At 34.5% G+C, this 21,295-nt stretch carries 24 protein-coding genes and 1 riboswitch; of the genes, 21 read left to right on the top strand and 3 right to left on the bottom strand.

Going from position 1 to position 21,295, the window contains the following annotated elements; genetic code table 11:
* Positions 1 to 3: 3 nt before the first annotated feature.
* Complete coding sequence (gene phoU / locus QN089_RS08815) at positions 4 to 663, top strand: phosphate signaling complex protein PhoU (RefSeq protein ID WP_068452719.1); 660 nt, start codon at positions 4 to 6, stop codon at positions 661 to 663.
* 72 nt (positions 664 to 735) lie between these two features.
* On the opposite strand, the gene QN089_RS08810 is transcribed toward phoU, so the two are convergent.
* On the bottom strand, positions 736 to 1,185 hold the full coding sequence (locus QN089_RS08810; RefSeq protein WP_285215114.1) for a hypothetical protein: 450 nt from the start codon (positions 1,183 to 1,185) through the stop codon (positions 736 to 738).
* A complete protein-coding gene (locus QN089_RS08805) occupies positions 1,182 to 1,547 on the bottom strand; it encodes a hypothetical protein (protein ID WP_285215113.1) in 366 nt (121 codons plus the stop codon). The genes QN089_RS08810 and QN089_RS08805 overlap by 4 nt, the downstream gene beginning before the upstream one ends.
* A 165-nt stretch (positions 1,548 to 1,712) precedes the next feature.
* Here QN089_RS08805 and rpmG point away from each other — a divergent pair, with 165 nt between their 5' ends.
* The 5 genes from rpmG (at position 1,713) to QN089_RS08780 (ending at position 5,418) form a co-directional block, all read left to right on the top strand.
* Complete coding sequence (gene rpmG / locus QN089_RS08800) at positions 1,713 to 1,862, top strand: 50S ribosomal protein L33 (RefSeq protein WP_068452731.1); 150 nt, start codon at positions 1,713 to 1,715, stop codon at positions 1,860 to 1,862.
* 55 nt (positions 1,863 to 1,917) lie between these two features.
* Positions 1,918 to 2,511 carry a 5-formyltetrahydrofolate cyclo-ligase gene (locus QN089_RS08795; RefSeq protein WP_325943923.1) on the top strand — a complete coding sequence of 198 codons (594 nt, stop codon included), beginning with the start codon at positions 1,918 to 1,920 and terminating at the stop codon, positions 2,509 to 2,511.
* Between the two features lie 6 nt (positions 2,512 to 2,517).
* A complete protein-coding gene (locus QN089_RS08790; RefSeq protein WP_087680258.1) occupies positions 2,518 to 2,727 on the top strand; it encodes a YqgQ family protein in 210 nt (69 codons plus the stop codon).
* A 97-nt stretch (positions 2,728 to 2,824) separates the two neighbouring features.
* Positions 2,825 to 4,708 (top strand): LTA synthase family protein, encoded by a 1,884-nt coding sequence (locus QN089_RS08785; RefSeq protein ID WP_087680257.1) that lies wholly within the window; start codon positions 2,825 to 2,827, stop codon positions 4,706 to 4,708.
* Between the two features lie 71 nt (positions 4,709 to 4,779).
* Complete coding sequence (locus QN089_RS08780; RefSeq protein WP_121175922.1) at positions 4,780 to 5,418, top strand: MBL fold metallo-hydrolase; 639 nt, start codon at positions 4,780 to 4,782, stop codon at positions 5,416 to 5,418.
* A gap of 68 nt (positions 5,419 to 5,486) precedes the next feature.
* On the opposite strand, the gene QN089_RS08775 is transcribed toward QN089_RS08780, so the two are convergent.
* Complete coding sequence (locus tag QN089_RS08775) at positions 5,487 to 6,194, bottom strand: helix-turn-helix transcriptional regulator (RefSeq protein ID WP_068452750.1); 708 nt, start codon at positions 6,192 to 6,194, stop codon at positions 5,487 to 5,489.
* 269 nt (positions 6,195 to 6,463) lie between these two features.
* Here QN089_RS08775 and comGA point away from each other — a divergent pair, with 269 nt between their 5' ends.
* From comGA to QN089_RS08700, 15 genes are all read left to right on the top strand, one after another.
* On the top strand, positions 6,464 to 7,486 hold the full coding sequence (comGA, locus tag QN089_RS08770) for a competence type IV pilus ATPase ComGA (RefSeq protein WP_087680256.1): 1,023 nt from the start codon (positions 6,464 to 6,466) through the stop codon (positions 7,484 to 7,486).
* A complete protein-coding gene (gene comGB, locus QN089_RS08765; protein WP_285215112.1) occupies positions 7,470 to 8,510 on the top strand; it encodes a competence type IV pilus assembly protein ComGB in 1,041 nt (346 codons plus the stop codon). The genes comGA and comGB overlap by 17 nt, the downstream gene beginning before the upstream one ends.
* 17 nt (positions 8,511 to 8,527) lie before the next feature.
* A complete protein-coding gene (comGC, locus tag QN089_RS08760; protein ID WP_087680460.1) occupies positions 8,528 to 8,848 on the top strand; it encodes a competence type IV pilus major pilin ComGC in 321 nt (106 codons plus the stop codon).
* Entirely contained in the window at positions 8,835 to 9,269 is a 435-nt protein-coding gene (gene comGD, locus QN089_RS08755) for a competence type IV pilus minor pilin ComGD (protein ID WP_068452913.1), read from the top strand. The genes comGC and comGD overlap by 14 nt, the downstream gene beginning before the upstream one ends.
* Positions 9,226 to 9,570 (top strand): PilV family protein, encoded by a 345-nt coding sequence (locus QN089_RS08750; RefSeq protein WP_285215111.1) that lies wholly within the window; start codon positions 9,226 to 9,228, stop codon positions 9,568 to 9,570. The genes comGD and QN089_RS08750 overlap by 44 nt, the downstream gene beginning before the upstream one ends.
* Positions 9,552 to 10,010: a competence type IV pilus minor pilin ComGF gene (locus tag QN089_RS08745; protein WP_285215110.1), complete on the top strand. Its 459-nt coding sequence runs from the start codon at positions 9,552 to 9,554 to the stop codon at positions 10,008 to 10,010. The genes QN089_RS08750 and QN089_RS08745 overlap by 19 nt, the downstream gene beginning before the upstream one ends.
* On the top strand, positions 9,991 to 10,176 hold the full coding sequence (locus QN089_RS08740) for a hypothetical protein (protein ID WP_068452917.1): 186 nt from the start codon (positions 9,991 to 9,993) through the stop codon (positions 10,174 to 10,176). The genes QN089_RS08745 and QN089_RS08740 overlap by 20 nt, the downstream gene beginning before the upstream one ends.
* Positions 10,177 to 10,306: 130 nt before the next feature.
* Positions 10,307 to 10,819 (top strand): shikimate kinase, encoded by a 513-nt coding sequence (locus QN089_RS08735; protein WP_068452920.1) that lies wholly within the window; start codon positions 10,307 to 10,309, stop codon positions 10,817 to 10,819.
* Positions 10,820 to 10,975: 156 nt separating this feature from the next.
* A riboswitch (glycine riboswitch) is annotated at positions 10,976 to 11,073 on the top strand.
* A gap of 138 nt (positions 11,074 to 11,211) precedes the next feature.
* Positions 11,212 to 12,315, top strand: coding sequence for a glycine cleavage system aminomethyltransferase GcvT (gene gcvT, locus QN089_RS08730; protein ID WP_068452923.1), 1,104 nt, complete (start codon positions 11,212 to 11,214; stop codon positions 12,313 to 12,315).
* Between the two features lie 24 nt (positions 12,316 to 12,339).
* Complete coding sequence (gene gcvPA / locus QN089_RS08725) at positions 12,340 to 13,707, top strand: aminomethyl-transferring glycine dehydrogenase subunit GcvPA (RefSeq protein ID WP_285215109.1); 1,368 nt, start codon at positions 12,340 to 12,342, stop codon at positions 13,705 to 13,707.
* Positions 13,700 to 15,160 carry an aminomethyl-transferring glycine dehydrogenase subunit GcvPB gene (gene gcvPB, locus QN089_RS08720; RefSeq protein ID WP_068452930.1) on the top strand — a complete coding sequence of 487 codons (1,461 nt, stop codon included), beginning with the start codon at positions 13,700 to 13,702 and terminating at the stop codon, positions 15,158 to 15,160. The genes gcvPA and gcvPB overlap by 8 nt, the downstream gene beginning before the upstream one ends.
* A gap of 137 nt (positions 15,161 to 15,297) precedes the next feature.
* A complete protein-coding gene (locus QN089_RS08715) occupies positions 15,298 to 18,303 on the top strand; it encodes a coiled-coil domain-containing protein (protein WP_285215108.1) in 3,006 nt (1,001 codons plus the stop codon).
* Between the two features lie 12 nt (positions 18,304 to 18,315).
* Positions 18,316 to 19,029, top strand: coding sequence for a hypothetical protein (locus QN089_RS08710; RefSeq protein ID WP_285215107.1), 714 nt, complete (start codon positions 18,316 to 18,318; stop codon positions 19,027 to 19,029).
* A 15-nt stretch (positions 19,030 to 19,044) separates the two neighbouring features.
* On the top strand, positions 19,045 to 19,764 hold the full coding sequence (locus QN089_RS08705) for a hypothetical protein (RefSeq protein ID WP_068452939.1): 720 nt from the start codon (positions 19,045 to 19,047) through the stop codon (positions 19,762 to 19,764).
* Position 19,765: 1 nt separating this feature from the next.
* Positions 19,766 to 21,253: a phytoene desaturase family protein gene (locus QN089_RS08700; RefSeq protein ID WP_285215106.1), complete on the top strand. Its 1,488-nt coding sequence runs from the start codon at positions 19,766 to 19,768 to the stop codon at positions 21,251 to 21,253.
* Positions 21,254 to 21,295 lie beyond the last annotated feature (42 nt).

The raw sequence follows: 21,295 nt of genomic DNA, 5'->3' as shown, positions 1-21,295 counted from the left end.
AAGATGGTAGTACGTGAAAAGTATGAGCAACATCTAGTAGATTTAAATCAACTATTAATTGATTTATGTGAAATGGCGATTCGTGCATTTGATAAATCAGTCGATACTTTTTTAGAAAAAGATATTAATCAAGCAATGATGATTTTAGAACAAGATCAATTTATGAATCGTCTAGAGCAACATATCCAAGATGAAGCGATTCTCTTAATTACAAAGCAACAACCTGTAGCAACTGATTTACGCCGTATTATGATGATTGTTAGCGCAGCTTCTGATATGGAACGAATAGGTGATCATGCGGTGAATATTGCAAAAGAAACCATTCGTTTAGGAGATGCGAATCTGCATTATTCAGTAGAGAAAGTGGAGAAGTTACGTTTATTAACAAAAACGATGTTGGAAGATATGTTAGCGGCTCTTGCAACAGAAGATTTACCACTAGCGAAAGCTATCTCTAAAAGAGATGACGAAATCGATCAACTCTACGGTGAAGCGATTGTAGAACTAGTGGAATCAGCGAAAGAAAGTGGTGCAAAACTAGAACAAATTATTCAACTGAGCTTTATTTGTAAGTCGATTGAACGAATTGGTGACTACACAACGAATCTAGCTGAAGGACTTTTCTTCTTATTAAAAGGGACACATCGCGAACTGAATAGCTAAGAAAGTAAGAGCATGAAAATATACGACAAAAAAACGGAGACAAAAGTATTTCGATACATTTGTCTCCGTTTTTTATTTTGGTGTTGTAATTGCAGTTAGAATCTCTTTTTGTGACATCTCTGAATTTAGTTTGTTCTTTCCAAGTTGAATAGAAGAAGCTTTGCCTTCATTAATGATATAGCTTTCGAAGTCACTTGCGCTCTTAATCATACCTGCTTTTTCAAGTGCCTCACTTACTTCAGAAGTACCCATGCCTGAACGAACATCTAGCGTATAGGTTTTCACTTCTTTTTTTGCTTTAGAAGGAGTAGTATCTTTCTTTTTAGCCAGTACAGCGTTTTCTTCTTGGAGTTTCGTAATTTGTTGTTGATACTGTTTAATATCACTTTTTTTAACGACGACTTCATCTTTAGCGGGTGTTGTTTTTCCGTCTGCTTCTTGCTTCATCTGTGTTAAACTCATCGTTGCGCCTGCTACAAAAATACTGATTCCAATTGTACGAATAACAGACTTTACACTCATCGCTTCGTCACCTCGTTTTGTAAGATGGTAGCGATTTGATCATAATCAAGCGAAGAGCGTTTTGCAATTTCTTGAAGATTAAAGCCTTGGTTATGTAATGCAAGAACTTGGCTCACTAAAATTTGATTCACATGAGAAGCAGAAGGAGCCATTTTTTTAGCTATTGGTGGTATATTTTTTTGAGATAACATTAATTCTTCTTCAATTATTTTTAAACGACGTTTTAATTGATTGTTTTCTTGATAAAAAGACATCGATAATTCTTCTAATTCTTTTTCAGTTCGTTTTTTTGAGTTACCTGTAAAAAATGAAATGATGACAATGAGAATACCTACTCCCATTAAAATAACGGATAAATCCATCAATCTTCCCCCATAAAATGTAGTTATTTTTAACTTATTGTAACATATGTATTTCTATATAGAAATGATAGTAGATTTTTTAGACATTTGTGTTATAATGGTTTAGTCGTATAAATCATGCTCACTAAGACATTTTATTCTGTATATAGAGTGGGAGGGGTAACCATGCGCGTTAATATTACATTAGCTTGCACTGAATGTGGCGATCGTAACTACATTTCAAAGAAAAACAAACGTAACAATCCAGAACGTCTTGAATTGAACAAATATTGCTCTCGTGAACAAAAGATGACACTTCATCGCGAAACGAAGTAATGCTCATTGCCAAAACCTATTGTAGGTTTTGGCTTTTCCATTTTAATAAGGTAGGGTGATTTCATTGGATAAAAAGAAGTTTAGAACTGATGTCAGAACAAAGCTTGTAGCACTATCTCAAGAGGAACATAAAAGAAAATCGTGGATGATACATAATAAAGTGATTAATTTAGACGAAATAAAAAATGCACAAACAATTGCCGTCACGATTTCAAACTTTCCAGAAGTGGATACCATGCATTTAATTGAAGCTTTATGGAAGATGGATAAAAAGGTTGCAGTGCCTCGCTGTGACCCGAAAACACGCACCATGACATTTTACATCTTTGACAATGAAGAACAGCTAGAAACCGTTTATATGGATTTAAAAGAACCAATTCCTTCTAAGACAAAACAAGTACATGCTGAGGAAATTGATGTCATTATCGCCCCAGGTATTGTATTTGATCGAAGTGGATATCGCATTGGTTATGGTGGGGGTTATTATGATCGCTACTTAGCGCAATTTAATCGCACTGTTATTGCGATGGCATTTGACATGCAGATAGTTGAAAAAGTGCCGACAGATGCGTATGATTTACCTGTAGGGAAAATAATTACGGAAGAACACATCATCTCCTGTAAAGAGGCTCGAAGGGAAGAACAATAGAACATTATGGAAAATGTATATGATATTCGACAATATTTAAAAAAGTTTGGCACCATTATTTATACAAAGGATCCAATCGGTGATTTGCATTTAATGGCAGATGACTTACAAGAATTATATAAGGCGGGAATTCTACCAATTCGAGATTACCAAGTAGCACGTCATATACTTCGAATGGAAGAAACACGTATTAAACGACAACGCGGTGATTTTTAAGTAATGTATGCAATCCTACAAATCAATCGTGCATTTGTAGGATTGTTTTATTTTTTTAAAAAAAGGTAAAGAATATAAAGTGAAAGAAGGTGGGAACATGATTCAGAAAAGTGGAAAATACACAGCGTTACTTGTTGTAGTTTGCACCATGTGGATTCAAACATATCTTACATATAAAACGAGTTTTGATTTAAAAGTCGAAAATCTGCTTCAAGAAATTATTTTATTCATTAATCCATTACCGTTTTTACTATTAATTTTTGGTGTGGCATTATTTTTTAAAACAGCTAAAAAGCGAAATCGCTATTACCTTATTGTAAGTGGGATTTTAACATTTGTTCTCTATGGAAATGTTGTATTTTATCGATTTTATAGCGACTTTATTACATTACCTGTTCTCTTTCAAACGAGTAATTTTGGTGATTTAGGTAATTCAATCACGACATTGATTAGTCTGAAAGATATTTGGTACGCAACTGGTTTTCTCATCATCTATATTACATTGAAAAAAATACATAGCGTAAAAGAGTTCCAATTGATTAAAAAAGAAGAACGCCGTACGTATTTTATTTTCAGTGTGGCGGTTTTATGTTTCAACTTAGGATTAGCTGAAATTGAACGACCGCAATTATTAACGCGCAGTTTTGATCGCGAAATTCTCGTGAAAAGTATTGGTACATTTGACTATCATTTATATGATGCCTTCGTCCAATCAAAATCACATGCGCAGCGTGTCTTAGCAGATGGTAGTGAGTTAACAGAAGTATCGAACTATGTAAAATCGAATCAAGCAGAACCGAATCCCTCATACTTTGGATTAGCGAAAGATCGAAATGTCATTATTATTTCACTTGAATCCATGCAAAACTTTGTCATTAACAATCAAGTGAAAGGACAGACCATTACACCTTTTTTAAATGAGTTAACAAAAGACCCTGATACATTTTATTTTGATGAATTTTATCATCAAACTGGTTTAGGTAAAACATCTGATGCAGAATTTATTGTAGAAAATTCAATGTACGGGACAGGGCGAGGTGCAGTATTCTTTACGAATGCAGGTAATACATTTGAATCAATGGCGAGTCGTTTGAATGACACGGGTTATTATACATCTGTTATGCATGCAAATAATAAAAGCTTTTGGAATCGTGATTTAATGTATGAGTCGCTGCATATTAAAAAGTTTTTTGATGTAGCGTCATATAATGTGACAGAGAAGAACTCAGCAAACTGGGGCTTAAAAGATATTCCCTTTATGGAGCAGTCTGTTAAGTTGATGGAAGATTTACCACAACCATTCTATACAAGAATGTTGACGTTATCGAATCATTTCCCGTTCACATCAGATGAGGAAGATCAGTATATTAAACCATATGATTCTGGTGATGAAACGGTAGATCGCTATTTCCAGACAGCACGTTACACAGATGAAGCAGTAAAAGTGTTGTTCCAGCGCCTCAAACAGAGTGGCTTATACGATAATTCTATTATTGTGATGTATGGCGATCATTATGGTATTTCAGATAATCATAATAAAGCGATGGCGAAGTATTTAGGTAAAGATGCGATTACACCGTATGATGCAGCAAAATTACAGCGCGTTCCGTTTTTCATCCATATTCCAGGTTCAAATAAAGGAAAAGTAATGCATGAAGTAGCTGGAGAATTAGATATTCGCCCAACGATTCTGCATTTACTTGGATTGAATACCACACAAGATGTACAATTTGGACAAGATTTATTATCGAAAGAACATCAAAACTTTACTGTCTTTCGAGATGGACGTTTTGTGACAGACCGCGTTGTCTATGCAGCAGAAACATTTTATGATGCACAGACAGGTAAACCAATTCAAAATACGCAACCATATGAAAAATATATTAAACAAGCAAATCGTAAATTAGAAGTATCCGACCAAGTTATTAATGGAGACTTACTTCGATTTTATGATAAACAGACAGGGCAAATTACAGAGTAGATTTGCTCTGTTTTGCTTTTTTCATGCGAGAACTTCTAAAACTACGTTATAATAGCAGAGAGGTGAAGATGATGTTAAATATTAGAAAATATGCATTAGGACCTGTTCAAACAAATTGTTATATAATCGCGAATGCAGCGCGTGAATGCCTGATTATCGATCCAGGTGAAGAAGGAGAATTTTTGATTCGTGAAATTCGTAAAGCGAATTTAAAACCGCAAGCAATCGTATTAACACATGCACATTTCGATCATATCGGTGCAGTAGATGATTTACGTGATGCTTTTCATATTCCGGTTTATATGCACAAGAAAGAAAAAGAATGGCTAGGTAATCCTGAATTAAATGGTTCAGGAAAATATGCGCAATTACCAGATTATTCTATTCGTCCAGCAGATGCCTTTTTAGAAGCAGAAAAAGCAACGACAATTGGGAGCTTCCAATTTGACGTGGTACATACGCCAGGACATTCACCAGGTAGTATAAGTTTGATTTTTGAACAGGATGGTTTTGCTGTAGTAGGAGACACACTATTTAAGCGTAGCGTAGGACGCACGGATTTAATTGGTGGCGATTCTAAATTATTATTAAAGAGTATTCATGATCATCTATTATCATTAGATGAAGAAACAGTAATTTATCCGGGGCATGATGAGCCAACAACTGTCGGTGAGGAAATTGATCAAAACCCATTTTTAAATGGATTTTAAATATTAAAAATCATTCAACATTTTTCTATAAAAAGAGGAAGAAGCATTTTAGCTTCTTCCTCTTTTTGTTAACCATTCGTTTGAATACGATATGAACAGTATTTGCAACCATCTGTCATATTTTCAAGTTTAACAAATTCATCTACTTCAAATAGATAATCAAATTGTCCTTTTAAGAATGACTCATGCAGCGCACAAACTGTTTCTGAATGTTGATCAATCTCGTTATGATAAGGGCAATTATAAACAGCGAAACGAATTGAACGCTCTTCTTGACCTTCTTCTTGTTTAACAAGAGGGATATAACCGATTAAAGAAGCTGCTTTTGTAATACAATCTACTTTTTCGTCAAATGTTAAAAGTGATGCCTCTGTTTTTTGTTCTTGTAGCATATGACGAATTTCAGTTTGTCCTTTTTGATAACAAATACGCGTCCCAACTTCTAAAGCTTCTGGACCTAATTCGTCTAGAATTTCAAGTACCCAATCGAGTAATTCTTCATAATTACGTTTTGGGAAAGATAGTGAAATACCATTTTCAACTGCGCGGTAAATACGTCCTGGACGACCGCCTTTACCTGTTTTTTCATATTCAGCAGAAATTACGTTAATTTCGCTTAGTTTAGTTAAATGCAAACGAGCTACATTCGGATGAATATTAAATTTGTCAGCAATATTTTGTACAGTGAAGTTCTCTTTCTCTTGTAACATATATTGATAAATTGAAAAACGTGTTTCATCCGCAAGTGTACTCGTGATTTTTAAAGAGTTTTGCATAGTTGTCACGCACCTCCGATACATAATACTTCCATTATAAAGGAAAAACGGTGAACAATCAGTAAAATAAGCAACCTTTTATATTTATTTGTATAATATCAAGTTTTTTGGAAACACAATCAAGCAAAAAGCTATTTTATTAAAATATTCAAAAAGAACAGTTATTTTGTTAAAACATCGTTTTTTTTACCTATCTTTTTAAAAAATCGACTTTTGAAATCTATGAGAACAAAAGAGCATACTAAGAAAAAATGAAGGGAGTGGAATGGATGGAACTAGAGAGTTTGATTGAAAAAAAGTGTATGCAGTTATTGAATCAGGCGCTAGAACTAGAAGCCTCTGATTTACACATGTTACCGACAAGAGAACATTATCAGCTGTTTTTTAGAAAATATAATCGTTTGATGGCAGCAGGTGAAATCCCACTAACGCTCGGTGAGAAAATGATTTCGCATTTTAAATATCAATCTGTATTAGATATCTCAGAGAAAAGACGCCCGCAAAGTGGATCATTTGAATACATTACAGAACAAAAGCAAATTGCTTGTCGTGTATCAACATTACCTTCTTCCACGATGAAAGAAAGCATGGTTGTACGTTTAATGATTCAAAATGTAGCAAAGCCATTACAAGACATCGTACTTCAGATAGAAGCAGCGAAACATTTAGAACAGATTGTACAAGCGAAACAGGGAATTGTCTTATTTTGTGGTCCAACAGGTTGTGGTAAATCGACAACGATGTATGCACTTTTACAATACTGCTCAAAACAATTATCAAAACATGTTATTTCATTAGAGGACCCTGTAGAAAGTCAGCAGCAAAATATGCTACAAATTCAAGTGAATGAACGCTCAGGTGTAACGTATTCAGCAGGTTTAAAAGCGATTTTAAGGCATTCTCCTGACGTTATTATGATTGGTGAGATTCGTGATCAAGAAACAGCGAAAATTGCGATTGAAGCAGCTCTAACAGGTCATCTCGTTATCTCTACAATTCATGCAAAAAATAGTTTTGGTTGCTTACATCGTTTACTCGATCTAGGTATTTCAAAAGATGAATTAGAGCAAACAATTTTATCTATTACAACACAACAATTAGTTGTGGAAAATACAGAACAGCAACCGCTAAAGGCTTTGTATGAATTTTTGGATGCAGCACATTTACAAGACGCGTTTGACGCACTAAAACAACAACAAAATTATCAATTGCCTCTTCAAGAGACCATTCGATATAAAATGATGCGCGGTATCGAGGATGGGGGAATCCTACCCAATGTTCTTACAACGTAAAAAAGCAATTTTATTACGAAGAGATCAGCCGAAATTTTTAGCTAAATTAAGCACGCTCTTACAAGAAGGTTATTCATTGAACGATTCATTACGCATGTTAATTCCACATCATTTAGCGCATATAAATCAAATTGAAGAACGCATTCATATGAGTTTACTTGAAGGGAAGGGTCTTTGCGATATTTTACGCATGATAGGGATTTCAGAACAATATATTATCTCATTATATGTGGCAGAACAAAGTGGTACGACAGTGAATGCCTTACAAATGATTGCACAAATGATGAATAAAGAAGCAGGGAATAAAGAACAAGTTTTAAAACTAGTATCCTATCCATTATTCTTATTTGTTTTTCTAGTCGTTCTATTCATCTGCTTTCGTACTTTTTTCTTGCCAAATATGGAAGCGATGATGTTACAAAAGCAGCAAACGAATCAAATTCAGTTAACCATCTCTAAAATTCTATTGCATTTACCAGACTATTTAATTGGTTTTGTCATTGTCATTGTGATAACAATTCTTTTGTTTTTACGTTATACCAAGCAAAAGAAAACAGGCGAAAAGTTACTTTTATATTTTAAAATTCCAATTGTGAATCAAGTGTTGCGTTTGCAATTAACAAAGCAGATTGCTTTTGAATTAGGTTCTCTACTAGAGGCTGGTTTTACATTACAAGCTTCTTTACATCTATTAGCCAATCAATCACATCAAAAAATGATTGCATATATTGCACAGGATTTACTAAATGAGATTGCACAAGGGGAATCTTTATCCGTGGCGATCTCATTGAATCCATATGTACATAAAGAGTTTTATGCTTTTGTCGTACATGGAGAACAAGGTGGGAACCTTGGTAAAGAGCTTCAAATATTGAATGAGTTCATGAATGAGCGAATGGGCGAGCGAATAGAACAAGTCTTAAAGTTTATGCAACCCATTCTTTTTGGGATTATCGCGATTTGTATTTTGGGTGCATACATTTCGATTATGCTCCCTATGTATAAAATGATTGATTATGTATAGGAGGAACAACAGTGAAAATAGAAGAAAAAGAAAAGAAAAATGGTTTTACTCTGATTGAGATGTTGATTGTACTATTTATCATCACAGTACTCATTTTGATTGCGATCCCTAATATTACGAAACATTTCCAAACTGTCGATGACAAAGGGTGCAATGCTTACGTGAAGATGGTTCAAGGGCAAGTAGAAGCATATAAAATTGATAAAGGCATATATCCAACAACGATTGAAGTGCTTGAAGCAGAACATTATTTAAAGGAAGGCTCAAAAGAAAAAAGCTGTAAGGCATATGAAGTGACGATTGAACAAGGTGAAGTTAAGTCGAATGCACCGCAGTGAGCAAGGTTTTACATTTGTTGAGATGTTGCTCGTTCTTATGATGACACTAATCGTAGCTAGCATTGCACTTATTTATGGTACGAAAGGCATTCAAGAAAAAGAAACACGTTTTTTCTTTGAGCAACTTGTCAGTGACGCAGTTTATATTCAGCAATATGCTAAAAATCATCGTGTAAAAATGGATTTAATTTTTGATGAAAAGACACATTTGTATTCAGCTAAAAAAAGAGAAACCAATAAAAAGATTTTTGTTCGAACGATGCCGAGTAGTATGAAAATTAAGAGAGGATCAACACTCTATAAAATCGGCTTTAACGAAAATGGCAATGCATCGTATGTAGGGAGGCTTACTTTTCTGTATTTTGGAGGCGAACAAGATGTTTATGTTTATCTGGGGTCAGGTCGTATCACGGTCAAATAATCAAAATGGATTTTCGATGATGGAAGCGATGTTAGCATTATTCTTTTTTAGTTGTATTTTTTTAACGCTCATTCCAATGACGAATGATTTATATGATCAAATGCAAAAGCGGCGAATGAGCTTGCATGCTATGCATGTAAACTATGAAGCAACAAAAATACATTTGAAAAATCCTCATCAAGTACAAGGGGAAATACAAGTAGACCGTAGTTTTTATCAATGGACAATTGCTGCGCAACAAGTATGTACAACCTACTTATACAAAGAGGAGCGAAAATCTTCATGTGTAAAGTACAAGTAGATCAATCTGGCTACACATTGTTAGAAGCACTACTACAACTACTGTGCCTCTGTATGGTTGCAGCAACCATACCACTCATCATTCCATGGTATGAGAAGACTAAAGAATTTATGATTGGAACAAATACAGCAGAGTTTGAAGTATTTTTGAGTGAGTTTAGAGCGGATTTACAAAAATCCGAAGCAATTTATGTAGTGAATGATCAAGAGATTCAATTAGAGCAAGCAAACGAAACGAATCCAGAGAAAAAGTATTTATCCACATATCGTTTTTCTAAAAATCGTATTATCAAAACATATGGATTAGGGGATGGAACAGATATTAAATTAGTCGCTGTTACAAAAGTTCATTTTTCTTTAGAAAAAGAGCTTTTCACAATTCAATGTAAAATGGGAAACGACACGATAAGGAGGAGAACTTTTGTTTTATCGCTTAAATAATGAGCAAGGCTTTATGTTACCTATACTCTTTATTTTACTTTTATTTATTTCGAGTTATGTATTAACGTTATTTCAATCATACGAGACGAATATGCTTTTGTATGAAGAGTTAGAGCAGCAAACCATCAGTGAAATTCAACAAATGTACACAAAAAAGCAAGATTAACTTATTTTTCTATAAAAATCTAAGCGGATTGGTCGACAGTTATTGGAATCACGCCACGTTCATGCTACTATATAAAAAATGAGTTAACGGTTAAAAGGTTGTGTGAGTCGTAACTGGAGAAGGTGAAAAGATGCGAAAGATTTACTTAGTGGGTTATATGGGTAGCGGTAAAAGCGCAATCGGTCGTCGCCTAAGCTTTTATTTGAAATTACCTTACTATGATATGGACCACGAAATTGTTCGACGAGAAAAGATGACGATTCCAGAAATTTTTGAAACACATGGTGAAGATTATTTTCGACAAATCGAAACCGATTTCTTACGTACATTTCGCGATGAATATTGTATTATTTCAACAGGTGGCGGTGTAGCGGTTAATCCAGAAAATCGTAAAATTATGCGTGAAACAGGACTCGTCCTATTTTTAGATGCTACATTTCCGGATATTTGGAAACGAATACATCGTGACAAAAATCGCCCTATTGTACAGCGCTCGACAAAAGAAGAATTAGAGCAGTTATACCATGAAAGAAGAAAAGCATATAAGCAAGCAGCTCACATTACAATCAAAACAGAAAACAGAACACTGAGACAGATTGTGGAGTACGCGGGATTCCAAGTGAATCGTTTAAAAGGCGAATGATTTGGTGTTTATTGTAAAATAATGTTCGGTTTTTAAAGTTTTTCAATAAAAATATTGCGGAGTATGAGGTTTTAATGTTAGGATATATGCAAGAAAGCCTGTTATAATACATTGACAATACTTACAAACGAATCGATCGAGATAAAACTCGCGCGGGTGAATGTACGGGGAGAGAACGTAAAGTTACGTCGCCGAAGGAGCAAGTAGTGAAAAATCACTATGAATCTCTCAGGCAAAAAGACTCGTACAGGACGCAACTCTGGAGAGCGCTGCTTCGTGCAGCCACCAAAGGGGAAAGCCATTATTGGTCAAACTTTCAGGTGCAAGGACAGAGAAATCCTAAATAAACAGGATTTCTCTGTCTTTTTTTATGAAATAAAGGGGGTTACACAATGGCAAACGCATTAAAAAGAACACCATTATTTGATACATATACTCAATATGGTGGCAAAACAATTGATTTCGGTGGATGGGATCTACCGGTACAATTTTCATCAATCAAAGAAGAACATGAAGCTGTAAGAACAAAGGCGGGTCTTTTCGATGTATCACACATGGGTGAGATTTTCGTAAAAGGTTCAGAAAGTTTAGCTTATTTACAACAACTTGTAACAAATGATGTATCGAAGCTAAAAGTAAACCAAACACAATACACAACAATGTGCTATGAAAACGGTGGTGTTGTGGATGATTTACTAATCTATCGTTTGGATGAAGAAGAATACCTATTAGTTGTCAATGCCGCAAATATTGAAAAAGACTTCGCATGGATGTTAGAACATAAAATCGATGGTGTTGAAATTACAAACGCTTCAGATGATTTTGCATTAATCGCTCTGCAAGGGCCACTTGCAGAAGAAGTGCTTCAAACGCTAACAACAGCTGATTTAAGTGCAATCAAGCCTTTCCATTTACAATCAGATGTAGAAGTAGCAGGACATAAGTCAATTATCTCAAGAACAGGTTATACAGGTGAAGATGGTTTTGAAATCTACGCTTCAAATGATGCCGTTGTAGAACAATGGAATGCCATTTTAGAAGCTGGAAAAGACAAAGGTGTCATCCCATGTGGTCTAGGTAGTCGTGATACATTACGTTTCGAGGCTTGTCTACCACTTTATGGTCAAGAATTATCTGATTCAATTTCACCGCTTGAAGCAGGAATTAACTTCGTTGTGAAATTAAACAAAGAAGAAGATTTTGTTGGGAAAGCAGCATTAGCAGCTCAAAAAGAGCAAGGCGTATCACGTAAAAGTGTTGGGATTGAAATGATTGATAAAGGGATTCCACGCCATGGGTACAAAGTATTCGCAGGTGATCAAGAAATCGGTGAGGTAACAACTGGTACACAATTACCAATGACAAAACGTAATGTTGGTTTAGCTTTAATTGACGCAAAATTTGCTGAATTAGGGACAGAACTAGAAATTGAAGTGCGTAATCGTCGTAGTAAAGTATCTGTTGTCGCAACACCATTCTATAAGCGTTCAAAATAAAACAATAAAGAGAGGTTTTTACCTATGAAGCATCGTTATTTACCAATGACGGAACAAGATCAAAAAGAAATGTTAGACGTTATTGGCGTTTCATCTGTAGATGAATTATTTGCCGATATTCCGGAAAAAGTTCGTTTTAAAGGTGAGTATAATATTAAACCAGCTAAATCTGAAACAGCTTTATTAAAAGAATTATCAGCGTTAGCAAAGAAAAATGCGAGCCATGACGAATATACGTCATTCTTAGGTGCAGGTGTTTATGACCACTACAAACCAGTTATTGTGGACCATGTGATTTCACGTTCAGAATTCTATACAGCTTATACACCTTACCAACCAGAAATTTCACAAGGTGAATTACAAGCTATTTTTGAATTCCAAACAATGATTGCTGAATTAACAGGTATGGATTTAGCAAACTCGTCAATGTATGACGGCGGAACAGCATTAGCAGAAGCTGGTATGTTAGCTGCTGCACATACACGCCGTAAAAAAATCTTAGTTTCTGATACAGTAAACCCAATTTCAAAAGACGTTGTTACAACATATGCATACGGTCAATCGATTGAGGTAGTAACTGTTCCTGCTAAAGATGGTGTAACAGATATGGAAGCTCTTGAATCATTAATCGATGATCAAACAGCTGCTGTATTAGTTCAATATCCAAACTTCTATGGTCAAGTAGAAGATTTAGGTAAAGTATCAGAACTAATTCATGCAGTAAAAGGTTTATCAGTTGTATCATCTAATCCATTATCACTTGCAATCCTAACACCTCCAGGTAAATTAGGTGCAGATATTACAGTTGGTGATGCACAGCCATTCGGTATCTCTGAAGCATTTGGTGGCCCACACTGTGGTTTCTTTGCAACAACAACAAAGTTAATGCGTAAAGTACCAGGTCGTTTAGTAGGGGAAACAGTTGATTTAGAAGGTCGTCGTGGTTATGTATTAACATTACAAGCACGTGAGCAGCACATTCGTCGTGAAAAAGCGACTTCAAATATTTGTTCGAACCAAGCCTTAAATGCATTAGCTGCTTCTGTAGCGATGACAGCTCTTGGCAAAAAAGGTATGCAAGAAATGGCGAAACAAAATATTTTGAAAACACACTATGCAAAAGAAGCGTTTGAAAAAGCAGGCTTCGATGTAACATTTAAAGGTGCTCATTTCAACGAAATCGTTGTAAATACAAAAGTAGATGTAACAGAATTGAATAAAGCATTATTTGAAAAACACATCATCGGTGGTTTTGATTTGAAACGCGTAAATGAAAACTTAGCAAATCATTCATTAATTTGTATAACAGAACAACGCTCAAAAGAAGAAATCGACGAATTAGTCGCTGAAACGAGCGCAGTTGTTGCAGAAATGGAGGCTCAACATGCATAAGGATAATCAACCATTAGTATTCGAACTTTCAAAAGAAGGTCGTACAGGATATAGCTTAACAGAACTAGATGTACCAGAAGTAGATTTATCAGAGATCCTTCCTTCTTCATTAATTCGTGAAGAAGCAGCTGAATTACCAGAGCTATCAGAATTAGATATTATGCGTCACTATACAGCATTATCAAATCGTAACCATGGTGTAGACTCAGGGTTCTATCCACTTGGTTCTTGTACGATGAAGTACAATCCGAAAATTAATGAAGCTGTTGCGCGTTTCTCAGGGTTTGCAAACATCCATCCACTACAAGATGAGTCAACTGTTCAAGGTGCAATGGAGTTAATGTATGATTTACAAGAACATCTTGTAGAGATTACAGGTATGGATGAAGTAACGCTTCAACCAGCAGCTGGAGCACATGGTGAGTGGACAGCATTAATGATGATCCGTGCATTCCACGAAGCAAATGGTGATGTACAACGTACAAAAGTACTTGTTCCAGACTCAGCGCATGGTACAAACCCAGCTTCTGCTGCAGTTGCAGGTTTTGATACAGTTACAGTTAAAACAGCTGAAAATGGTCTTGTCGATTTAGAAGATTTAAAAACAAAAGTGGGCGACGATACAGCAGCACTTATGTTAACAAATCCTAACACACTTGGTCTATTTGAAGAAGATATCCTTGAAATTGCAGATATCATTCACTCAGTAGGTGGTAAAGTTTACTATGATGGTGCTAACTTAAATGCTGTAATGTCTAAAGCACGTCCGGGAGATATGGGCTTTGACTGTGTACATTTAAACTTACACAAAACATTCACTGGTCCACATGGTGGCGGTGGTCCTGGTTCAGGTCCTGTAGGCGTAAAAGCAGACTTAATTCCATTCTTACCAACACCTGTATTAGTTAAAACAGAAGAAGGATTTGCGTTTGATTACAATCGTCCACAAACAATTGGTCGCGTAAAACCTTACTATGGTAACTTCGGTATTAATGTACGAGCTTACACTTACATTCGTACAATGGGTCCAGACGGCTTAAAAGCTGTAACTGAACAAGCAGTGGTAAACGCAAACTATATGATGCGTCGTTTAGAACCATACTTCGAACTTCCATACAAACAACACTGTAAACATGAGTTTGTATTAAGTGCGAGTCGTCAAAAGAAATTAGGTGTACGTACACTTGATATCGCAAAACGTCTGTTAGACTTTGGCTACCACCCACCAACAACTTACTTCCCATTAAATGTGGAAGAAGCATTGATGATTGAGCCAACTGAAACAGAATCAAAAGAAACATTAGATGAATTCTGTGATGCAATGATTCAAATTGCAAAAGAAACAGAAGAAAATCCAGAAATCGTACAGGAAGCACCGCATACAACGGTCATTAACCGTCTAGATGAAACACGTGCTGCACGTAATCCTGTATTACGCTATCAAAAAGCATAAGTACAAAAGAAGCTAGGGAGACATCCTTAGCTTCTTTTATTTTGTATAAAAGTGTTCAAATTTTGATAATATTGTTAAATTTAGAACAGAGAGGGTATAGATTGAACAGAGAATTGAAATAAAGGAGCGATGTGCTGATGATGGAAAAAGTAAAAGCAGAATGGCAATTGGATCAAAATAATTCATCACAATTGCTAGAAGATGGACGAACAGTCGACATGTTATTGAAAGATTTTGAAGGAGAAGCAAAAGTTATACGCTACCCACAAGTAACACAAGATGCTCATTTTTTAGGTGTATTTATACAACATCACGCATCACAACATCCGATACAATTACTTGTAAAAGCAAGTGTATCAGCTTTTGAAATTATAGATGCAACAATCCAGTGTGAACTGCCTATAGATGATGCCTATCTATTAATCGAACTTCATTTGAATGAACCAAAAAGTACGCTATCTTCAGAATTTTGGACAGCTTTTTATACATTACCTTCTAGTGAAAGCGAGCAACGTATTTTAAAGAAGTTAGATAGCTGGTCAACATATATTGATTATTTAATGGAACAAGCTCATTATCCGTATAGTGTCGCTTCAATTGAAAAAGTGCAAGAAGCTTTAACGGTTACGTTATATGAAACACCTCTCACTTCGAAGCAACAAAAAGGTCAAGAAGTGTGGAAGCGTATTGGAGATCAATTCGAAAAAATTGCTCGATGTGATGAGATGAATGTAGAAGAAAATCGTCTATTTTTACAAGATGCAACAGTTGTTTTTGGTGATTCAATTGATACAGTTTATTTATACAAAGAAAAAGAATATAATGAATTACTCATTCTACGAGGACGTTTGCGAGCTATACACGATGCACATATGCATTGCCCCCAAATTCACCATCCACTATTAAATCCATACCATACCCAAACCAACTTTTCAGGTCTTACGATGATGAAAGATGATCTAGAACAAGGTATTCAACATATAGTGAATCAACTTGTTGATAGTCATGAACAATTGACTTTATCGATTCATCAATATGATTTGGCACAAAAATTATCTGAAAAATATGTTCATTTACTACCAATTCATGCAGATGGTCGAGCAGATGAGGCAATTCAATATGTAAAAACACCATTGATTGAAAAAAATACAGTAGAAATCACGACAGTATCGAATGCATTAAGTGAACGTGAAGAAAAAATACAGCAAAAAGCGTTGATTCACTATAATGAAAAGTTACAACAAAATATGCAATATGTAAGTAGAGTTGAACAAACACAGCAGTATTTAAAAGAAGAAGAAGAAAAAAATCTTCAAAAAATCACCCAAATGCAAGAAGCCATCACACAATATGAACAAGAACAAGAACGATTAGCTTTTAAAAATGATCAATTAATGCAAGAACGTTTTGAATTAGAAGATGCATGGCATGAGCAACAGCAGCGTGTAAAAGATTTACAACGCGAAAAAGAAGAAAAAATTCAGTATTATCAAGATTTAGAGCAAGAATGGTTAATTTTTAATCAAGAAATTCCTTCTTATACAGATAATATTGAAGCAGTGAAAAAAATCGAAAGTTCACAAATAATTATCCGAGATTGTGAACTTAAAATTGAACGTATTCAAACAGATCAGCATACTGGAAAAAAATATATGGAAGACATGATAACAGAACACCAATTATTTTTGACAAATCAACAAGTAGAGCATGTTCAAGCATTAATTCAAAAAGTTAAAAAAACTGCTGAATTTTTAGATATCCCAATGGATTTACAATTTGCAAGTTCTTATGCAGAATTAACCCAAATTTATTTAGAAAAATTTAATGGTATTGAAGCAGTTGAAGAGCGTTTAAATGACCAGTTCCCATATGTAGAAGATGAATTGAAAAAGGTTGGAATTTCGTTCGTGATTCCAGATGAGCCGAACGCACATTATGATCGTCATTATGCAGAAGATCAATTAACACAATTATTGGGTTTACTCGATAATAAACCACTATCATTAGGGATTAACTACAAAGCAAAAAATCGTTGGAAAGAACATGTTGTGGAAAGTGTCCGTAAATTAACATATGCTTTAGCAGGTATGAAACAAGAAAAAGAAAAACTAGAACAGAAATTAATGATACAACTAGATTATGCGGAACGTATTGAATTTCGTTTTGACCAAGATGTGCGCATGCTGCAAACAAAAATGGATGATTTTATTAATCGTTTAGAACAAGCGAAAAAAGAATATGAAGGCGTCATCGAAACAGCGAATCAAGATATTTCAGCCATGCGTAAAACCGTGAAGCTAAGTAAACAAACAACTTCTGGTCGTAGTCAGCAATATGATACGTTAGAGGATTTAGAAAATGCTCGGAAACAATATAAAACGGAATTGTTATCAAAGTATGATGTACTTGAAGAACATGAGCGCATGGTAGAAGAAGCGGAAACGTATGTTTTATCTTTAGCGTCTCAATATGAAGAAAAAACAGCAGTTGTGATTAAAAACAAAGAAGAAATGAACATACAGATGGATTTGTTACAGCATGATATTGTAAATTCGAAAGCGGTAATTGAACAATTCAATCAAGCAAATCACGTTATTCATATGCAACAAGAAGAATTACAACAACAATTGAAAATTTTCAAAGCACATCACCAAGTATTATTTAAAGAAGCACAAAAAATCCAAGTAGATATTGAAAGAAAAGCAATGAATAAAACACGTCATCTAGAACAGCAACATGCAATGCAAGTATGGCGAAATCAATTGACTTTAGAAGAATATGAAGGACGTTGGTATCAATTGATTACACAAAAAAGTCGTTTGCGTTTTACAGCAGAACTTCATTCGAAACAATCAAGCGATCTCTTCTTGTTTGAAGATGTTCAATATACTTGGTTGGATATGTTATTACTATGTCAACAACATAGAAATATAGCTTTTGTTACGACAGATTTAAGTGAGCGCTCTTTAATAGATTTAGAGATGTTTGAACAAAATCTACGTTTACAAGGTTTTAGTTATATAGAAAGACAAGAGATTTATGAACATTTACAGATGAACCCTCTTAAAGATTATGTAGCGATTTATGAACAAGTAGAAAAACCTTATGTAATCGACTGTGAACAAGACCAATTATCTGTGTAAGGAGGTAACTAGATGAAATATACACTAGATATGATGTATGAATTATTAACTGAAAAACAAATGGCAGATTTATATAGTATTCAAAAAATTACACCATACGAACTGCCGATTAATGCATATCAAGTGACAATTCATTTTCAAGCGAAAAAAAAGTATTCGATTTTCGCCGAACAAATTCTTCGTTTTTTAGCGCTATCATCATTAAATGAAGATTTGTTACAAGATATGCTTGGTTTTCAAGAGGAGGATTTACGAGAAAATATTGCGTTGTTACTAGCAGACGGGGCAATCATCGTAAATCAAGAACAGTATGAATTAACAGATTTAGGTAAAGAAAGTGCAATTGATGGCTGTGCTTCCTTACAACACCATATCAAAACCTTTACTTGTTATTGGGAACCTGTGACAGATCAATGGATTGAAGAAGTCAATCAATTCTTATCTCGTGAGCACTTGATTCATCCAGCTGTAAGTAAACAACAAAAAATGGATTTCTCTCATTCGTTTTTGGAAAAAGGATGTATTCAATCATTTTATACAAAAGTAACAGGAGAATCATTAAGCAGTCAGTATGAAGCGATTCAAATTGAAGATGTTGTTTACGAAATGAATACAACGAATAAAGTATTATCTGTTCAAGAAGTCTGTTTATTAAGTCGTGATCAAGGGACTGAAACGTATTCTATTTGGAATCCACTAGCGAGTCAGTTTGTTCGTTTAACTTAAAAGGAGAGAAGCATAATGAAAAAGAATGTATTTATTATTTTTTATATTGTAAATTTAATCGTTCTACTGCTCATTATGCTTCCAATTCTTTCTAAAAGAGACTGGTGGATGTTATTATTAATGTTATTATATGCAGCCATCATCGCAACACTTTACTTTAGTACATTATTTGGTGTTAAAAAGGGACTGTTATATGCTTTATTTGTATGGATTTCAGTATATAGTATTATGTCTTACGGAAGCCTTCTTCCTTTCATCAAAAGTGGTGGTGCATATGAACACTTATTATACATGGCAATTGCTAGTTTATGGCTTGTGAGTATTGCAATCATACAAGCTTTTACATATCAAATGCCTCTCGCTATGCGCACGGTTTTTAGCTTTTTTATCATTATTGTTATACATTTTTTTATCATTCCAATTTTTGCATTGTTTAATCGCTATTATATAGGTGATTTTTCATACTATCATTTTGAAATTCAATTAAGTGGGTACTTTATTATTATTGGGTTTTCAATTATTTATTATATCATCTTATTATTTTTAGAAATGATTTGGCTTGTTAAGTATTCGATCACATTGCAGAATTATATGATTGGAGTTTTTGTTTCGATTATGAGTATACCAATCATCATCGCTTTACGCGTAGGTCTTTGGGAAACCGGTGTTGTTGCTTTTTTTATCATGATGAGCATTATCGTCGTTTCAAAAACAAAAGTAGAGGAGGGCAGCTGATATGAAAAAAGTATCGATTATTGGTGCGGGGTTAAGTGGACTAACAGCGTCCATTCTACTTGCGAAAGAAGGTTTCGAGGTTACCATCTATGAAAAAAGTAAAAAAGTAGGTGGGAATTTTACAGCATTACAGTTTGAAGATCATCTTTTTGAGTTTGGCCCAACTTTTTTTACGATTCCAGAATTACTTGAAAGTATCTTTCTAATGGCAGGAAAAAATATAGAAAATTATCTTGATTTGGAAATTTTAACACATCATACACATGTCTATTTTGAAAATGGCGATAATTTTTGCCTTTCTACAAATGTGGAAGAAATGATTGAACAATTAAAAAAAGTAGATGCTACAGGTGCTGAAAATTATCACGATTTTTTAGCAGAAATAAAACGACTATATTTTGAAGTGAATGAATTATCAATGAATTTACAAATTACAAATTGGTCAAAATTAGTAAAGATTCCTATTCGTAATTTGATTTTAAAATTACGTCCTTTTCAAAGTTTGGACCACTTTTTACGTAAATATTTTGAGAATGAACAAATTATTCAATTACTTGCGAAATACGCAAATCGTGGTGAAATGTTAGCGAGGTCTACACCTGCATTTTTTGCTGCTTTTCTATACCCCATACTAACGGCAGATGTCTTTTATGTGAAGGGTGGAACAAGGGAGATACCTTGTGCATTAAAAAAGCTAGCTATCGAATTAGGAGTTAAAATTTATACCGAAAAAGAAATTACAAAAATACATTTGAAAAATAACCAAGTAGAAGGTATCCAAATTAACGAAAATCTGAGTATTGAATCAGACTATGTATTAATTAGTAGTGCGCAACTATTAAATAGCGATACGCTCTTATCCGATTTTACAGTTGTGAATGAAAGAGAAAAATTCATTGTAACAGGGGAAAATAATTTATCTCAATTTGTTTTACTACTTGGATTAGATCGCTATACGAACTTAAAAACACATACTGTTTTATTTTCAAGTGATGTGGAAAGAGAAGTAGAACAAATTTTAAATGGAGAATTTGCAGAAAATCCGACCATTTATATTTATAATCCTGCTTTTCAAGAACCTAAACGTTTTAAATCGGGTGATTGCTTAGTACTAATGGTGTCGATTCCATCAGTTGATTTACGTTCTACATCTTACCGAGCGAGCGTCGCTTCTTATCGACATCATTTAGTGAGCGAATTGAAAAAATATGGTTTTGACTTAGAAGAATCGATTGTAGAAGAAAAAGTCTGGACATCCAAAGATTTAAAAAATCGATTCAATTCAACGAAAGGTGGCATACATGGAGCTATTTCGAAAACGTTCGCGGCTGCCTACATTCGTCCACCTGTTAAAAGTGATGAAATTAAAGGGTTATACTTTACATTAGTGGACACAAGTCATCCCGCAGGTTCAACAGAAGCATTAAAAAATGGCATTCATCTTGCTACGAGTATTATTGAAGAAGCACGTGAAAATCCACTAATTTAAAAAAACTGCTGAATGACTTAATGCATCATTCAGCAGTTTTTG

Origin of the sequence: Kurthia sp. YJT4, from assembly GCF_030219945.1 — a bacterium.
Taxonomy (GTDB): Bacteria; Bacillota; Bacilli; order Bacillales_A; family Planococcaceae; genus Kurthia; species Kurthia gibsonii.
This window is presented reverse-complemented; position numbering and strand designations above follow the sequence as displayed.

Bases quoted from the DNA above. Each gene is read 5' to 3' on its own strand.
- rpmG (WP_068452731.1), top strand. From the start codon at position 1,713: ATGCGCGTTAATATTACATTAGCTTGCACTGAATGTGGCGATCGTAAC.
- QN089_RS08805 (WP_285215113.1), bottom strand. From the start codon at position 1,547: ATGGATTTATCCGTTATTTTAATGGGAGTAGGTATTCTCATTGTCATC.
- QN089_RS08780 (WP_121175922.1), top strand. From the start codon at position 4,780: ATGTTAAATATTAGAAAATATGCATTAGGACCTGTTCAAACAAATTGT.
- gcvPA (WP_285215109.1), top strand. From the start codon at position 12,340: ATGAAGCATCGTTATTTACCAATGACGGAACAAGATCAAAAAGAAATG.
- QN089_RS08700 (WP_285215106.1), top strand. From the start codon at position 19,766: ATGAAAAAAGTATCGATTATTGGTGCGGGGTTAAGTGGACTAACAGCG.
- QN089_RS08715 (WP_285215108.1), top strand. From the start codon at position 15,298: ATGATGGAAAAAGTAAAAGCAGAATGGCAATTGGATCAAAATAATTCA.
- QN089_RS08705 (WP_068452939.1), top strand. From the start codon at position 19,045: ATGAAAAAGAATGTATTTATTATTTTTTATATTGTAAATTTAATCGTT.
- QN089_RS08745 (WP_285215110.1), top strand. From the start codon at position 9,552: ATGTGTAAAGTACAAGTAGATCAATCTGGCTACACATTGTTAGAAGCA.
- gcvPB (WP_068452930.1), top strand. From the start codon at position 13,700: ATGCATAAGGATAATCAACCATTAGTATTCGAACTTTCAAAAGAAGGT.
- comGA (WP_087680256.1), top strand. From the start codon at position 6,464: ATGGAACTAGAGAGTTTGATTGAAAAAAAGTGTATGCAGTTATTGAAT.
- QN089_RS08790 (WP_087680258.1), top strand. From the start codon at position 2,518: ATGGAAAATGTATATGATATTCGACAATATTTAAAAAAGTTTGGCACC.
- QN089_RS08785 (WP_087680257.1), top strand. From the start codon at position 2,825: ATGATTCAGAAAAGTGGAAAATACACAGCGTTACTTGTTGTAGTTTGC.
- QN089_RS08810 (WP_285215114.1), bottom strand. From the start codon at position 1,185: ATGAGTGTAAAGTCTGTTATTCGTACAATTGGAATCAGTATTTTTGTA.
- QN089_RS08775 (WP_068452750.1), bottom strand. From the start codon at position 6,194: ATGCAAAACTCTTTAAAAATCACGAGTACACTTGCGGATGAAACACGT.
- phoU (WP_068452719.1), top strand. From the start codon at position 4: ATGGTAGTACGTGAAAAGTATGAGCAACATCTAGTAGATTTAAATCAA.
- QN089_RS08710 (WP_285215107.1), top strand. From the start codon at position 18,316: ATGAAATATACACTAGATATGATGTATGAATTATTAACTGAAAAACAA.
- QN089_RS08750 (WP_285215111.1), top strand. From the start codon at position 9,226: ATGTTTATGTTTATCTGGGGTCAGGTCGTATCACGGTCAAATAATCAA.
- gcvT (WP_068452923.1), top strand. From the start codon at position 11,212: ATGGCAAACGCATTAAAAAGAACACCATTATTTGATACATATACTCAA.
- comGB (WP_285215112.1), top strand. From the start codon at position 7,470: ATGTTCTTACAACGTAAAAAAGCAATTTTATTACGAAGAGATCAGCCG.
- QN089_RS08735 (WP_068452920.1), top strand. From the start codon at position 10,307: ATGCGAAAGATTTACTTAGTGGGTTATATGGGTAGCGGTAAAAGCGCA.
- comGD (WP_068452913.1), top strand. From the start codon at position 8,835: ATGCACCGCAGTGAGCAAGGTTTTACATTTGTTGAGATGTTGCTCGTT.